General features: G+C 42.7%; 15 protein-coding genes. 14 read left to right on the forward strand and 1 reads right to left on the reverse strand.

The window, feature by feature from the left end; translation table 11 throughout:
• Window positions 1–12: 12 nt before the first annotated feature.
• The 13 genes from CC90_RS0106515 (at window position 13) to CC90_RS0106575 (ending at window position 10,577) form a co-directional block, all read left to right on the forward strand.
• Entirely contained in the window at window positions 13–693 is a 681-nt protein-coding gene (locus tag CC90_RS0106515) for a septum site-determining protein MinC (protein WP_031389988.1), read from the forward strand.
• 156 nt (window positions 694–849) lie between these two features.
• Complete coding sequence (gene minD, locus CC90_RS0106520; RefSeq protein ID WP_031389989.1) at window positions 850–1,641, forward strand: septum site-determining protein MinD; 792 nt, start codon at window positions 850–852, stop codon at window positions 1,639–1,641.
• Window positions 1,642–1,653: 12 nt separating this feature from the next.
• Window positions 1,654–1,917, forward strand: coding sequence for a cell division topological specificity factor MinE (gene minE / locus CC90_RS0106525; protein ID WP_031389990.1), 264 nt, complete (start codon window positions 1,654–1,656; stop codon window positions 1,915–1,917).
• Window positions 1,918–2,105: 188 nt separating this feature from the next.
• Window positions 2,106–3,215: an FtsW/RodA/SpoVE family cell cycle protein gene (locus CC90_RS0106530; RefSeq protein WP_031389991.1), complete on the forward strand. Its 1,110-nt coding sequence runs from the start codon at window positions 2,106–2,108 to the stop codon at window positions 3,213–3,215.
• 19 nt (window positions 3,216–3,234) lie between these two features.
• Entirely contained in the window at window positions 3,235–3,630 is a 396-nt protein-coding gene (gene mgsA / locus CC90_RS0106535; RefSeq protein WP_031389992.1) for a methylglyoxal synthase, read from the forward strand.
• Window positions 3,614–4,600 (forward strand): D-alanyl-D-alanine carboxypeptidase family protein, encoded by a 987-nt coding sequence (locus tag CC90_RS0106540; protein WP_051869314.1) that lies wholly within the window; start codon window positions 3,614–3,616, stop codon window positions 4,598–4,600. Before mgsA ends, CC90_RS0106540 begins: the two co-directional genes overlap by 17 nt.
• A 90-nt stretch (window positions 4,601–4,690) precedes the next feature.
• Window positions 4,691–5,110, forward strand: a complete 420-nt coding sequence (locus tag CC90_RS0106545) for a hypothetical protein (RefSeq protein WP_031389994.1) — start codon at window positions 4,691–4,693, stop codon at window positions 5,108–5,110.
• A 114-nt stretch (window positions 5,111–5,224) separates the two neighbouring features.
• The gene (locus CC90_RS0106550; protein WP_031389995.1) at window positions 5,225–6,622 is read left to right on the forward strand and encodes an HlyD family efflux transporter periplasmic adaptor subunit; all 1,398 of its coding nucleotides are present in this window, start codon (window positions 5,225–5,227) and stop codon (window positions 6,620–6,622) included.
• Window positions 6,623–6,645: 23 nt separating this feature from the next.
• On the forward strand, window positions 6,646–7,386 hold the full coding sequence (locus CC90_RS0106555; RefSeq protein ID WP_108702613.1) for a YggS family pyridoxal phosphate-dependent enzyme: 741 nt from the start codon (window positions 6,646–6,648) through the stop codon (window positions 7,384–7,386).
• A gap of 12 nt (window positions 7,387–7,398) precedes the next feature.
• A complete protein-coding gene (locus tag CC90_RS0106560; protein ID WP_031389997.1) occupies window positions 7,399–7,899 on the forward strand; it encodes a cell division protein SepF in 501 nt (166 codons plus the stop codon).
• Window positions 7,900–7,961: 62 nt separating this feature from the next.
• Window positions 7,962–9,068, forward strand: coding sequence for a 3-dehydroquinate synthase (gene aroB / locus CC90_RS0106565; protein ID WP_031389998.1), 1,107 nt, complete (start codon window positions 7,962–7,964; stop codon window positions 9,066–9,068).
• A 57-nt stretch (window positions 9,069–9,125) separates the two neighbouring features.
• Window positions 9,126–9,653, forward strand: a complete 528-nt coding sequence (gene lspA / locus CC90_RS0106570) for a signal peptidase II (RefSeq protein WP_031389999.1) — start codon at window positions 9,126–9,128, stop codon at window positions 9,651–9,653.
• Window positions 9,654–10,577 carry an RluA family pseudouridine synthase gene (locus CC90_RS0106575; protein ID WP_081905895.1) on the forward strand — a complete coding sequence of 308 codons (924 nt, stop codon included), beginning with the start codon at window positions 9,654–9,656 and terminating at the stop codon, window positions 10,575–10,577.
• A 143-nt stretch (window positions 10,578–10,720) separates the two neighbouring features.
• Here the strand turns inward: CC90_RS0106575 and mgtA are convergent, their stop codons facing one another.
• The gene (gene mgtA / locus CC90_RS0106580) at window positions 10,721–13,366 is read right to left on the reverse strand and encodes a magnesium-translocating P-type ATPase (protein WP_031390001.1); all 2,646 of its coding nucleotides are present in this window, start codon (window positions 13,364–13,366) and stop codon (window positions 10,721–10,723) included.
• Between the two features lie 708 nt (window positions 13,367–14,074).
• On the opposite strand from mgtA, the gene CC90_RS0106585 reads away from it, so the two are divergent.
• Entirely contained in the window at window positions 14,075–14,701 is a 627-nt protein-coding gene (locus CC90_RS0106585; RefSeq protein ID WP_031390002.1) for a cytidylate kinase-like family protein, read from the forward strand.
• The last annotated feature ends 321 nt before the right edge of the window (window positions 14,702–15,022 follow it).

The following is a 15,022-nucleotide window of genomic DNA, read 5'->3' on the forward strand; positions in this document are numbered from 1 at the left end:
ATGGAGATTGAAATGAGAAATGCTGTAATTATTAAGAGCTTTCAAAACGGAATATCGGTCTATCTGGATCCGATGCTTTCTTTTGAAGAGCTTTTGAATGAAATCGCCTTTAAGTTCAAGGAGTCAAACCATTTTTTTAAAGATGCAAAAATGGCTGTTTCATTGGAAGGAAGGCATTTATCGGAGGAGGAAGAACGATATGTCCTGGATACTATAATTACCAATTCGGATTTACATATTGTCTGCCTTGTAGGAAAGGATGAGGAGACCAACCAAAATTATTTAAGAGCCTTGCAGCAATTAGAATATCGAAATAGCAATCAAGAAAACGACGGTCATTTTTACCGGGGCACCTTGAAAAATGGTCAGATATTGGAGACGGAATCGAGCATCGTCGTGCTGGGGGATGTTTATCCCGGCAGCGCTATCATTTCTACGAAGGACATCGTTATCCTGGGAGGACTTTTTGGTAAGGCCTATGCAGGAGGAAGCGGAAATGAAGGACATTTTGTAGTCGCGCTTGAAATGTCGCCGGAGAAGTTAAAAATCGGCGATTTCAAATATAAGAATAATGATAAACAGATAAGATGGCCCATTAAATCGAAAATACAGCCGAAAATCGCTTACGTGAAGAACAACAGAGTCGTGATGGAATCTATTACCAAAGAATTACTGAGCGACCTTACGCTATAATGAATGAGTAAAGGATACTCATGAGTAAAGGACACTCATGGGTAAAGAACACTCTTGAGTAAAGAATACTCATAAGTAAAATACATTTATAGGTAAGGCTTACTGTCCGTCCGGACAGGCTTGGGGGACGAAATTATTCATCTTGGAGGAATAGGTATGAGTGAAGTAATTGTCGTCACATCAGGAAAAGGCGGGGTAGGAAAGACCACCACCTCGGCAAACGTAGGAACGGGCTTGGCAGCCATGGGAAAGAAAGTGGTCCTCATCGATACAGATATCGGACTCAGAAATCTGGATGTTGTCATGGGACTGGAGAATCGGATTGTATATAATCTGGTTGATGTTATCGAAGGAAAGTGCAGGGCAAAGCAGGCACTCATCAAGGACAAGCGCCATCAAAGCCTTTATCTCATGCCCTCTGCTCAGACGAAGGATAAGTCTGCTGTTACACCCCAGCAGATGGTAAAAATGATCCATCAGCTGAAGGAGCAGTTCGATTACATTATTCTGGATTGTCCGGCCGGAATCGAACAGGGTTTTCAGAATGCTATCGCCGGCGCGGACAGGGCGCTTGTGGTGACAACGCCGGAGGTCTCGGCTATTAGGGATGCCGACAGAATTATCGGCCTTTTGGAGGCCAACGAATTCAAACAAATCGACTTAATTATCAACAGAATACGGTATGATATGGTGAAGAGAGGGGATATGATGAGCGCGGCGGACGTGGTGGACATCCTTTCCATTCCTCTTATAGGCATAGTACCGGACGATGAAAATGTAGTAATAGCCACCAATCAAGGAGAACCTCTTGTAGGAAATGATACTATGGCAGGGCGCGCGTATCAGAACATATGCGAACGCGTACTCGGCAAAGAAATCCCTTTTATCGATTTTGAAAAGACGATTTCTTTCTGGACAAGGGTAACTGGTATATTTCACAAAAATTAAGGAGGAGTTTTGATGGGATTCGGAAATTTTTTTAAGAGGAAGAGCTCCCGGGAAATAGCCAAGGATAGATTAAAAATATTATTGATATCCGACCGGGTAAACTGCTCTCCGGAAATGATGGACATGATAAAGACCGACATCGCAAAGGTCATTTCAAAATACATGAAAATCGATGCGAAAAGTATGGAAATACAAATCACAAAAACAGGAACAAAAGGGCGTATGAAGACTCCGTCTTTATATGCTAACATTCCGATTATTGATGTAAATAAATAAAGTTACTGTTCACACAGTAGCTTAACACTTGCTGTTAAGCTGCGTAAGAACGTGATTCAAGAGATGATTTCTGCTTCGCGGAGCGAATTTAAATGCAGAAATCATACGTTGCTGAGAACGGAGTGAACAGTAACTAAATAAAAAAGCGGCCTGAAAATTAAAAGCGGCTTAGCTTGGAGGGAAAAGAGATGCTGAAACAATACAGAATACGGGACTATGACTTTAAGCTTGTTATCTTAGTGATTTCCCTCACTGTTATCGGTATTTTCGCAGTGGGCAGCGCAAAAGAATCAATGCAGAAGACACAGATTGCCGGATTTATACTCGGCTTGTTTCTTATGGTCGTAATTTCTCTTTTTGACTATTCTGTGCTGCTTAAGCTGTACTGGCTCTGTTATTTGGTAAATATCGTCCTTCTTGTGCTGGTGGCCGTAATGGGTGAACTGGTAAACGGTGCCCAGCGATGGGTGGAGCTGTTTGGAATTCAGTTTCAACCGTCGGAAACTGCTAAAATTTTGTTGATTCTGTTTTACGCACAGTTTATAATGAGACATAGGGAAAAATTGAATACCTTCAAAAATATCGCAATATGTTGTATGCTCATACTTCCCCCGCTTTTTTTGATCTACGATCAGCCGAATTTATCGACTACGATAGTGCTTGCGGCGGTATTTTGTGTTATTATGTTTGTAGGCGGAGTTCACTGGAAACTGGTGGCCGGAATAATGGCGATTACGATTCCTGCTTTTATCATAGTAATGAGCATCATCCTTCAGCCGGATCAGGAGTTGATACACGACTATCAGCAGACGCGCGTTCTGGCATGGCTCCATCCGGAAGAATATTCTACCACAGAGGCTTATCAGCAGTTGAACTCGATTATGGCGATTGGTTCCGGGCAGCTTCAGGGAAAAGGGTATAATACGAACGTAATCAGCTCCGTTAAAAACGGTAATTTTATTTCGGAGCCCCAGACAGACTTTATCTTTGCCGTAATCGGAGAGGAATTTGGCTTCATCGGCACATGTACGGTAATCGTACTGATTATTCTCATCACCTTGGAATGTTTTCTGGTGGCCCGCAGAGCGAAAGATATTGCCGGTGCCATTATAGCGGCTGGAATGGCGGGACTGATTGGATTTCAAGGATTCCTGAATATAGGCGTAACGACGGGACTGCTTCCGAATACGGGAGTTACGCTTCCTTTTGTAAGTTACGGGCTGACATCCTTAGTCAGTTTGTATATAGGAATCGGGTTCGTTTTAAACGTTGGTTTACAATGTAAAAATAAATATTAACATAAGAGAGGGTATAACTATGAACATTGCACTGATTGCACATGATGCAAAAAAGAAATTAATGCAAAATTTCTGTATTGCTTATAAAGGGATTTTAAGCAAGAACGAACTTTTTGCGACGGGAACGACGGGGAGGCTGATCGAAGAGGTTACGAATCTGAACGTGCATAAATATCTGGCAGGTCATCTGGGGGGTGAACAACAGATAGGCGCACAAATCGAGCACAATGAAATGGATCTCGTTATTTTTCTCCGTGATCCGCTGACGCCCAAGCCCCACGAGCCTGATGTCAATAATGTAGTACGTTTATGTGACGTTTACAACATTCCGTTGGCGACGAATCTGGCTTCGGCAGAACTACTGATAAAATCGCTGGATAGAGGAGATTTAGAGTGGCGTGAGATGTATAAATAACAGATTTTTTTCTTTGAGTATAAGTACGGTTTTATTAGGAAGCATTCTTACCGGCTGCGGCAGCACGTCTTATGAGATGGCGTACTCACCCGACTACCCGGTAAGCAGTTACCGTATTGCCGTTTCGGAAGAAGCAGTGGATACTGCTGCACCTTTTGCGGCGGATTTATGCGTTGTGGACGGAGATGTTGTTGCAGATGACTTGGATCTTAGCCGGGTCAGTTCCGCGGCGCTTTTTTCCTTGTCTGCCAATGAGACTATCTTAGCGAAAAACGTATATGAGAAGTTGGCGCCTGCCAGTCTGACCAAAATCATGACTGCGCTGGTGGCGCTGAAATACGGTTCTCCTGACGAGGTTCTGACCGCCTCCGCCAATGTAAAGATTACGGAGTCGGGAGCCCAGACCGTGGGAATAAAGGAAGGAGATCAGATGACGCTGACGCAGGCACTTCATCTGCTTCTCATCAACTCCGCAAACGATGCCGCGGTAATGATTGCAGAGGGCGTAGGCGGTTCTATAGAGGGTTTTAGCGAGCTGATGAATCAGGAAGCGAAGGAGATAGGAGCCACGAACAGCAATTTTGTGAATCCTCACGGGCTTACTGCCGATAATCATTACGTGACGGCTTATGATATGTACCTGATTTTTAATGCTGCCCTGGAATATGATCTGATTAACGAAATCATTTCGATGCCTTCCTATACGACTGTATATAAGGACAAGAACGGAAATGATAAAGAGATTTCTGTAAATACAACAAATCTTTACCTTCAGGGAGAGAAGAACGCTCCCGATGCGATAACGGTTATCGGCGGAAAAACCGGAACCACTAATGCGGCAGGACACTGCCTGATTATTCTCTCCAGAGACTCTGCGGGTAAGCCGTATATTTCGGTAATTTTGCGGGCGGATGATAAGGATATTCTCTATCAGGATATGACTGATTTGTTAAGCGAAATAAAGAATTAACAGTTGTTTTTTAATATAATATAAACTATAATATAAATAGGCCTATTAATAAGTTTTTATAGGCCGAATTTACTATAGGAGGGTTCACCAATGGTTCAATTAATAGTAGGCAATAAGGGAAAAGGCAAGACAAAACATTTACTGGATAAGGTAAATGCCGAGGTGAAAACAGCATCGGGAAATATTACATATTTGGACAAAAGTACAAAGCATATGTATGAATTGAATAACAAGATTCGTTTAATCAACGTAATGGATTATATGATTGCTAACAGCGATGAATTTCTTGGTTTTATTTGTGGTATTATATCTCAGGATCACGATTTACAGCAGATGTATTTCGACAGCTTCCTGAAGATAGCGTGTCTGGAAGGCAAGGACATCCTTCCCGCAATTGAAAAATTGGAAAAAATTGGAGAATCGTTTGGCGTAGATTTCGTTTTAAGTATTTCATTAGATGAAGATGAATTGCCGGAAGTTATGAAATCAAAGGTTATTGTAGCTCTTTAATTATAGTTGTTTTAAATCAGGAAAGTATTGTGGATTCGTTATACTGATTTTAATTGGCCTCGGATACCATGCCGGGGCCTTTCTTTTGCGAAGCAATGCCCGGGAGGTTTTGGATTGAACAATCAGAATTCCAATAAGGTAACAAAATATAGAAAGCCGCTCAATCTTAATATAGGGATGATAATTTTTGCCGTTATTTTCATTTATATCATCATTTGTACTTTCATGTATTTTACTTCCAAGCATGTCGTTGCTTATGAGGTAAAGGCAGGAGCTCTATCTACCAATAACATATATAGAGCGATGGCCCTCAGGGACGAGATGGTGGTGATGGCCGATGATGCCGGGTATGTGAATTATTTTGCCAGAGAAGGGGCGAGAGTGGCGGCAGGCGACCTCGTCTATGCCGTGGATGAGTCGGGCAAGCTCTCAGATTATATCAATACCAACTCTTCAGGAGAAAATTCTTTATCCAAGGCGGATCTGTCCGAATTGAAGACGGAAATTGTGGGATTTTCAAGCACCTTCGATCCGAAGCGCTTTTCGGGGGCTTATGACTTCAAATACAGCATGCAGGGGACAGTGCTGAAGCTGTCCAATTATAATATTATGGAAAGCATAGATGCCATTCAGGGCTCAGGGCTGGATGGTCTGGTAAAACAGTGCATATCGCCTGCCTCAGGTATTGTTGTCTATTCTACGGACGGCTATGAAGCGCTGACCTTAGAGCAGATGAACGAAGAACTGTATTCGCAGGAGAACTATGAAAAAAATCAGTTGATTGGCAATGAGCTTATAGCGGCGGGCGATCCTGTTTATAAATTGTCCATGAACGAAAACTGGTCGTTAGTCATTCAGGTCGATAAGGATAGAGAAGAGGAGCTTCTTGAAGCAGAATATGTAAAGGTAAGATTTTTGAAAAATCAGGAAACCTCATGGGGTAAGGCGGATTCCTATACGAATGAAGACGGCGATATTTTTGTCAAGCTTACCTTCACCAATTCCATGATTACGTTCTGCACGGACCGTTTTGTAGATATTGAGCTCATCCTCGAGGATGAATCGGGATTGAAGATTCCTAATTCCGCCATAGTGGAAAAGGAATTTTTCATCGTACCTAAGCGTTTCGTAACAAAGGGGGGGAACGGCAATTTCTATGGAGTGCTGCGAGAAGCCTACACGGAGGAAGGAACGGCTACGACAGAGTTTGTCGAGACCACAATTTATAACGAAGAGGACGAGGAATATTATGTGGATGATTCCTCCCTTCGAATAGGAGATTATCTCGTAATTCCTGAAGGCACGGAGAAGTATGCAGTGAGCAAGAGAGGAAGCCTGATCGGGGTATATAACATCAATAAGGGATATGCGGATTTCAAACAGGTCAATATTTTATACAGCAATGACGAATATTCCGTTGTGCAGTCCAATACTGCATATGGTTTGAATGTATACGACTATATCGTGCTGGATGCGGAGACGGTGAACGAGGATGAATTGATATACGAATAATTGTTATAGGGAAGGAGCTTGTTATGAACGAAGATAAAAAGCATACTGCGAAGAGTGATATGAGTTATGGCTATATTGCCGAGAATATAAAGACAGTGCAGAGCAATATTCTTAGCGCTTGCAAGCTCTCAGAGCGGTATCCGGAAGAAGTGACTCTTATAGCGGTCAGCAAGACAATGCCGGTATCAGCGCTAAGAGAGGCTTATGATTGCGGATGCAGACATTTCGGAGAAAATAAGGTCCAGGAGCTCGTGGATAAATATGAGCAGCTGCCTAAGGACATCAAATGGCACATGATAGGTCATCTTCAGCGGAATAAGGTGAAATATATCATCGATAAGGCTTATCTCATTCATGGCGTGGATTCCTTAAGGCTTGCGGAAGAAATAAGCAGGGAAGCAGTGAAGAAAAATGTCGTCGCCCATATCCTCATAGAGGTGAACATCGCACAGGAGGAGTCAAAGTTCGGAATAAAAAAGGAAGAGGCTGCCGCGCTTATTGAAAATATTTCCAAGCTGCCGTCGATACAAGTCGAAGGCTTGATGACGATAGCACCATATGTTGAAAATTCGGAAGAAAACAGACAATACTTTGTAAGCTTACGCCAATTATCTGTTGACATAATGAAAAAAAACAATGATAATGTTAGTATGAATGTTTTGTCGATGGGAATGACTGGTGATTACGAGGTCGCAGTTGAAGAGGGCGCGACTTATGTCCGAGTTGGGACAGGCATATTTGGGGACAGGCATTATAATAGTTAAGGAGATATTACGATGGGAGTAATGGATAAGTTTTTAAATTATATGAAGCTGAATGATGAAGATGAGGATTATTATGACGAGGATTATTATGATGATTCCGATGAGCCCCAGTCTCCTAAAAAGATGGTGGTTCAAAAGGAAGAACTCCCGACATTAGAGGATGTCTCCGCTAAGAAGTCTTCCCCGAAGATTACTCCGCTGGCGAGACAGCCGAGGAAGATGATAGGTGCAGGCATGGAGGTGTGCGTAATTAAGCCGACCTCCGTAGAGGATGCGAGAGAGATTACAGAAACCTTGTTGGCCAACAGAACGGTAGTACTTAATCTGGAAGGGCTGGACGTGGATATCGCGCAGAGGATTATCGATTTTACCTCCGGTTCCTGTTTTGCGATGAGCGGTAATCTGCAGAAAATATCTCACTACATATTCATCATTACCCCCTCAAGCGTAGATATTTCCGGAGATTTTCAAGAGCTTTTATCGGGAGCCTTTGATGTACCTATTAATAAATAAAGTTGAAAACTTCCCTTTTTACCGGGGAAGTTTTTGTATAATGAAAGCTGGAGGATAAACGTATGGCCCAGAGATTGACCATAAATTATGAGAAAAAGCCTTGTTATGATATTGTATTTTCCCAGACCTTCGATGAGTTCGCTTTTGAACTTGAGGAGCTTGGAACTGAGAACAGACGGCTCTGCATTGTGACGGACTCTTCGGTGGAAGCCTTGTATGCACAGACTATTTTAGAACTGGTAAAGGATAAATGTAAGAAAGCGGTAGTTTTTTCTTTTTCGGCAGGGGAACAGAGCAAGACATTGGATACAGTGAAGAAGGCCTATACCTTTCTTATTAAAGAAGAGTTCGACAGAAAAGATATACTCATCGCGTTGGGGGGCGGTGTTGTCGGAGATCTGACCGGCTTCACAGCAGCTACTTATTTGCGGGGAATTGATTTCATACAGATTCCGACTACGCTTTTAGCGCAAGCGGACAGCAGTATCGGCGGCAAGACCGGCGTTGATTTTGATGGGTACAAGAATATGGTGGGCGCTTTTCATATGCCGAAGCTGGTTTATATGAATGTTTCCGCACTTAAGACCTTGGAGGCACGGCAGTATTTTTCCGGCTTTGCTGAAATTATGAAGCATGGCTTAATTCGCGACCATATCTTTTATGAGTGGCTGCTCGATAACATGTATGAAATATGCGAGAGAGAGCCTTCCGTATTGGAGGAGATGGTAATTAAGAGCTGCTCCATCAAAAAAGCGGTGGTAGAAAATGATCCGAAAGAGATGGGAGACCGAGCGCTTCTTAACTTCGGACATACGATTGGGCATGCCATAGAAAAAGCGAAAAAATTTGAGCTGTACCATGGGGAATGTGTTGCCCTGGGATGTGTTGCAGCGGCTTTCATTTCGTGGAAGCACGAGCTTTTGTCCATGGAGGAATATTATGAAATCAGGGATATGTTCGTGCCATTCAATCTGCCGATTTCCATAGAGGATATCAATGCGGAGGAAATAACGGCCCTTACAAAATCGGATAAAAAAATGGATGCCGGTAAAATTAAATTTGTACTTCTCAAAAAGGTAGGAAAAGCGGTTATCGATACGAGCGTCACAGAGGAAGATATTAAAGCGGCGGTAGAGGAAATCAGCTTCAACGAAGAGCATATGTCTTAGTATTGACCGATATGTATGCTTGAACGCTTATCGATTCGAAGAAACGTGAGGTTTTTCATGAGTAAGGCGAAGAAAAAATTGCTTGTTTTCGATGTATTTTTTATGGGCTTGCTGATTGCCACGGATCAGCTTTCCAAATACATGGCAGTCATTAAACTAAGGCACCAGCCGGCCTACAGCGTGATGGAAGGCATCTTGGAATTCAATTATCTGGAGAACAGGGGAGCTGCGTTTGGGCTTTTGCAAAACCAAAAGGTTCTGTTTCTTTTTGTAGGGATTATATTTTTATGTACAATCGTTTATATTCTGTATAAGACTCCTGACGGCGGCCGGTATATGTTTTTGCATATTCTGCTTGTGACAATCGCGGGAGGTGCCGTTGGAAATATGATAGACCGCATCCGCTTGGACTATGTTGTGGATTTCATTTATTTCGTATGTATCAATTTTCCCATATTTAATGTGGCCGATATGTATGTGACGATAGCCTCAGTGGTGCTTTTTATATTATTGCTGTTTTATTATAAGGAGGAGGACTTGAACTTCCTCAACTTCAAACAAAATAAGTATAGGGAACTGAAATAGATGGTGCCGGATAGCAATCAACTTTGTTTTCAAATAAATGAGGATATGGAGGAGGAGAGGATCGATAAGTGCTTGAGCATGCTTATCGATTCTTTGTCACGCTCCTATATTCAAAAGTTGCTAAAGGATGGAAAGGTCACAGTGAACGGTGTTGTCGTCAAAGCGAATTATAAAGTGAAGGCTGACGACGAAATCCGCTTCGATGTGCCGCCTGCCGAGGAGCCTGATATACTGCCGGAGGATATTCCTCTGGATATCCTCTATGAAGATAGGGATATTCTTGTTGTGAATAAACCCAAAGGCATGGTTGTCCACCCTGCGGCTGGGCACTACGATAATACTTTGGTAAACGCGGTCATGTTTCATTGCCATGGAGATCTTTCAGGAATTAACGGCGTAATGCGCCCGGGCATCGTTCACAGAATCGACAGGGACACCACCGGTTCGATTATCATATGCAAGAACGACTTTGCTCATAATAATATCGCGTCGCAGCTCAAAGAACATTCCGTTGCGAGAAAATATCGTGCCATTTGTTATGGGACGATACAAGAGGAGGAGGGTACCATAAATGCTCCCGTGGGAAGACACCCCTCTGATCGCAAGAGAATGGCCGTTAATGAAAGAAACGGAAAACATGCTGTTACTCACTACAAAGTATTAAAAAGGTTTAATGGATATACTTATATCGAATGTATGTTGGAAACTGGGAGAACTCATCAGATTCGCGTCCATATGGCGAGCATCGGACATCCGCTGCTGGGGGATGAGGTGTATGCGGGCAACCGGAAATCTCCCTTTAAGCTGGAGGGGCAGTGCCTCCATGCGAAAACGCTCGGATTTGTCCATCCGCGAAGCCTGGAATATATCGAAACGGATGCGCCATTGCCCGATTATTTTGCGCATTTGCTTGACGTTCTGTGAAAGATAGTGTCTTACTTTTAGATATGGATAGTTCCGCCAATATATGAATAGTCCCGCCAATGTAAGTAAAGGACGGGGAGCAGAGGCATGATGCCTCGGCTCCCCGCTTTATTTAAATATTCTATTAGGTTCTACCATATTTATTACATCCATTCCCCATACCGACGCATATACCGCTTTTTTACAAGCTGTACACACAGGAGATAGCCCGCCAAAATTACCGCTAACCACGGAATAAACAGGAGCGGCAGGCGGTGCATATCAAGGCCTATCGCAAAATCTGTAAAGCCGGTCACGAGTGCAACCACCGCTACAATAAATGTGGACAGAAAAAGCGGCATAGATGGATTGCTTTGCAGGAATGGTATTTTTGCCGTTCGGATCATATGGATGACCAATACTTGTGATACCGTTCCGAACACGAACCATCCGCATTGAAACAACGGCGCGAGTTGTGCTGTATTCGCTCTAATAACCCACCACATAACAGCGAAGCATAAAATATCAAACACAGAGCTAAGCGGCCCCATATAAGTCATAAAAGATTTAATGGAATGTGTTTCCCATTTGTGCGGCTTTTTAATATATTCCTTATCTACGCTGTCAAACGGTATGCCCATTTGAGAGAAATCGCACAGCAGATTTTGTGTCAGTATCTGTACCGGCAGCATCGGCAAAAACGGCAGGAAGATGCTGGCCAAAATGACCGAAATCATGTTGCCAAAATTGCCGCTTGCAGCCATCTTGATATATTTGATGATGTTTCCAAAGGTGCGGCGTCCTTCGATAACACCTTCTTCAAGCACCATCAGATCTTTTTTCAGAAGGATAATATCGGCGGTTTCCTTGGCGATATCCACGGCACTGTCCACCGAAATTCCTACATCTGCCTGACGTAATGCAGGGGCGTCGTTGATACCGTCGCCCATATAGCCAACCGTATGCCCCGCTGTTTGAAAGGCCTTCACCACGCGCTCTTTTTGAGATGGTGACAACTTCGCAAATAAGTCGCAGGTGTTTACCGTATCCAGTAATGCGGTGTCATCCATCCGCTCTACATCGCGGCCTGTTATAAGGCGGGAGGTATTTACGCCTACCTTGCCGCAAACCTTCAAGGCCACGCCTTCGCTGTCTCCGGTAAGTACAACGGTACGCACCCCATGCTCCCGGAGGGTGGTAATCGCGGCTTTGGCACTTTCTTTAGGCGGGTCAAGGAAGCCTACAAAACCAATCAAAACCATATCCCGTTCATCGGCCACGCCGAAAGCGCCGCTGCCTGGAACCTCATTTCTCTGTGCCACGGCAATCATACGCAGGCCGTCGGCATTGTGTTTTTCATAAGTAGAAAAGGCGATACGCCGGTTTTCTTCATCCATAGGCAAAACGCATCCGTTCATCTCCACAAAAGACGAAATAGCGATAATTTCCTCCACCGCACCCTTTGTAATAAGCTGCCGCTTCCCGCTTTTATCTGTTAAAACCACACTCATCCTGCGGCGGGAGAAATCAAAGGGAATTTCATCCACGCGGCTGTAACCATCCAAAGTATCTTTCAACCCGTTCTGCACAGCCCGATTGATAATAGCAAGGTCAATTAAGTTTTTCAGGCCCGTCTGGAAATGGCTGTTGAGGTAAGCATGGCGCAGTATGCGGGCATCATCATCACCATGGAGGTTCATGTACTTTTCCAGTATGATTTTATCCTCAGTCAGCGTTCCGGTTTTATCGGTGCAAAGGACATCCATTTCTCCGAAAGTCTGTATTGCACCGAGCGTGCGGACAATAACCTTATGCTTTGACATGGAAACTGCGCCCTTCGCCAGCGTTGAGGTCATAATCACCGGCAGCATTTCCGGCGTAAGCCCCACTGCGATACTGATAGCAAACAGAAAGGAGCTCGGCAATTCACCCTTCGCAAACGCGTTGATCAAAAATACGATGGGCACCATGACCAGCATCATACGAAGCAAGAGGCGGCTGATGGAATCTACGCCCCGTTCGAAGCTGGTTTTCGCTCTGTCGCCGGACAAAGATTTGGCCATTGACCCGAAATACGTGTTGTTGCCGGTAGCCAGCACTATGGCTGCAGCGCTGCCGCTGATTACGTCGGAACCCATAAATCCGAGGTTCTGCAAATCTGTCAATCCATCGTCCGGCTTATTTTTGGCATCGCTAAATTTTTCCACGGGATTGGATTCGCCAGTCAAAGCCGACTGTGCCACAAAGGTGTCTTTCGTCATCAAAAAACGCACATCTGCCGGAAGCATATCGCCTGCCGAAAGCCGTACAATATCACCGGGAACAACTTCGTCCAGCGGAATATTAATAATTGTCCCATCCCGCCGCACATCCGCTTTATTGGAGATCATTTTTGACAGCTTTTCGGCGGCAGCATTGGAGCGCTGGTTTTGTACAAAGGCAACCAGACTGGACAAAAATACTAGTGATAAAATGATAATGACGGTGAGATAGTCGGGTTTTGATGACGCGACAACATCTGTAAAATAGGTGATAAGGGCAATCAAAAGTAAAATGACGTTAAAAGGGTTAATCACCGCATCTCTCAGCCTGCGCCATGCCGTATTCTTGTTACCTATAGTAATAACGTTTTTCCCAAATTCATCCTGTCTGTTTTCAGCTTCTTCGTTTGTAAGCCCTGCCTGCGTGGCTGACAGGCGTGCAAGCATTTCCTCCATTGTCAGGAAAGCATAGGAGCGGAGTTTTAATTCTGTATCCTGCTTGTTTTTTTGAATCAGTTTGCCATGGTTTTTCTTATTCGTGTAGTTCACTGGTATCATTCCTTTCTTTTTTTAGGATACCCCAGTGAAAACATAATATGACAATAAAAAAGCCGTCCAATGGACGGCGAAAAATACACAGGAAATTAACCCATCAATATAAACGCATAATGGATAACAACTCGCGATAAGCGCCGGCACATTGGTCTATATTTTCACGTTGGGGTTTGAAGCCGCTTAGCGGACTTCGGGGATTGCTGTCCATTGTCTCACTTCCTTTTCATAAAAAATACGGGATATTAAATAATATCCGACTTATTTAGTTTACCAGACAAATAATATAAAATCAATTCTAATTACTTATCTCCGCTGTTTTCTTTACCTATTCTCAAGTAAATTTCTCATTTCTGAGTAGATGAGTACGGTGGAGGCTGTTCTGATTACCGCGTTTTGGGTTTTACTATCTAAAACATTATATGCTGGGCTGAAAATAAAAAATCGAATAATAATATTAAATTTTTTATTGGTTTTTGAATATCTTTTTATGTCTTTGGGCAATTAATCTTAAAAAACGAAGAAGAAACAAATTTAAGTTAACATAAATTAATTATGTTAACTTAAATTGATTTATACAAATAAAACATGTTAAAATTGTATACTTATTGAATTTTTACAGTCAATTATATATAATATATATAAGAATTATAATCTTATGTTTATGGTTGATTATATCAATAGAAATAGAATGGAGGAATCAATATGGATACAATTATTACGATCGCGAGACAATTCGGTTCGGCAGGAAGAGAAATAGGAGAGCAAGTGGCAAAATATTTTAATATTCCTTGCTACGATAAGGAGTTGCTTACAAGGGCAGCACAGGAAAGCGGTTTTTGTGAAGAGATGATCCAGACCCACGATGAAAGGCCGACGAATTCCTTCCTTTATAATTTAGTTATGGATACATATTCGTTTGGCTACAATGCATCCTCGTTCGTGGATATGCCTATCAGCCACAAGGTATTTCTTGCTCAGTTCAATACGATTAAAAAGATTGCGGACGAAGGTCCATGCATTATTGTCGGCCGCTGTGCGGATTACGCCCTCAGTGACTACAAGAACTGCGTTCATTTATTCATTTACGGCGACGAAGAGACTAAGGTGAAACGCATCATGAATAAATATAATTTAACAGAGGCAAAAGCGAAGGATATGATAGTGAAGAAGGATAAACAGCGTCAGAGCTATTATAATTATTATTCCTCGAAGAAATGGGGCCGTGCGGACAGTTATGACCTGTGTATTAATAGCAGCGTGCTGGGAGTCGAGGGAACCGCCAAATTAATCGCTCAGTTTGTTGAAGATTTCGAAAACAGAAAAAGATAAAAAAGCGATATAAGCTTTTGTATAAAATAAGGGAAGCCACAGCGGCTTCCCTTATTTTGAGTTTCACGCTATATTCTAGTTTCATGTCATAACGTTCTTCAGGCGGGTGTGAATGATAATATCTTTCAAATATTAAATGAATGTGAATGATAATATTTTTCGAATAGTATTTTATAGATATTTCAAATCATAATTGAATATTTCTAAACGATATCAAATCATAAATACAATAAATTAAACAATATTAGATAATGTTTGCTTATATATAGACATAATTTTGTTTTAGCTGTATAATGTATGAAAGATGAAGTTGATGATCAT

The organism is Kineothrix alysoides, from assembly GCF_000732725.1.
GTDB lineage: Bacteria > Bacillota > Clostridia > Lachnospirales > Lachnospiraceae > Kineothrix > Kineothrix alysoides.

What these genes read in the sequence shown, in the direction of transcription:
- CC90_RS0106515 (WP_031389988.1), top strand. Translation starts at nt 13, where the DNA reads ATGAGAAATGCTGTAATTATTAAGAGCTTTCAAAACGGAATATCGGTC.
- minE (WP_031389990.1), top strand. Translation starts at nt 1,654, where the DNA reads ATGGGATTCGGAAATTTTTTTAAGAGGAAGAGCTCCCGGGAAATAGCC.
- CC90_RS0106530 (WP_031389991.1), top strand. Translation starts at nt 2,106, where the DNA reads ATGCTGAAACAATACAGAATACGGGACTATGACTTTAAGCTTGTTATC.
- minD (WP_031389989.1), top strand. Translation starts at nt 850, where the DNA reads ATGAGTGAAGTAATTGTCGTCACATCAGGAAAAGGCGGGGTAGGAAAG.
- CC90_RS0106560 (WP_031389997.1), top strand. Translation starts at nt 7,399, where the DNA reads ATGGGAGTAATGGATAAGTTTTTAAATTATATGAAGCTGAATGATGAA.
- aroB (WP_031389998.1), top strand. Translation starts at nt 7,962, where the DNA reads ATGGCCCAGAGATTGACCATAAATTATGAGAAAAAGCCTTGTTATGAT.
- CC90_RS0106555 (WP_108702613.1), top strand. Translation starts at nt 6,646, where the DNA reads ATGAACGAAGATAAAAAGCATACTGCGAAGAGTGATATGAGTTATGGC.
- CC90_RS0106545 (WP_031389994.1), top strand. Translation starts at nt 4,691, where the DNA reads ATGGTTCAATTAATAGTAGGCAATAAGGGAAAAGGCAAGACAAAACAT.
- mgsA (WP_031389992.1), top strand. Translation starts at nt 3,235, where the DNA reads ATGAACATTGCACTGATTGCACATGATGCAAAAAAGAAATTAATGCAA.
- CC90_RS0106585 (WP_031390002.1), top strand. Translation starts at nt 14,075, where the DNA reads ATGGATACAATTATTACGATCGCGAGACAATTCGGTTCGGCAGGAAGA.
- CC90_RS0106575 (WP_081905895.1), top strand. Translation starts at nt 9,654, where the DNA reads ATGGTGCCGGATAGCAATCAACTTTGTTTTCAAATAAATGAGGATATG.
- lspA (WP_031389999.1), top strand. Translation starts at nt 9,126, where the DNA reads ATGAGTAAGGCGAAGAAAAAATTGCTTGTTTTCGATGTATTTTTTATG.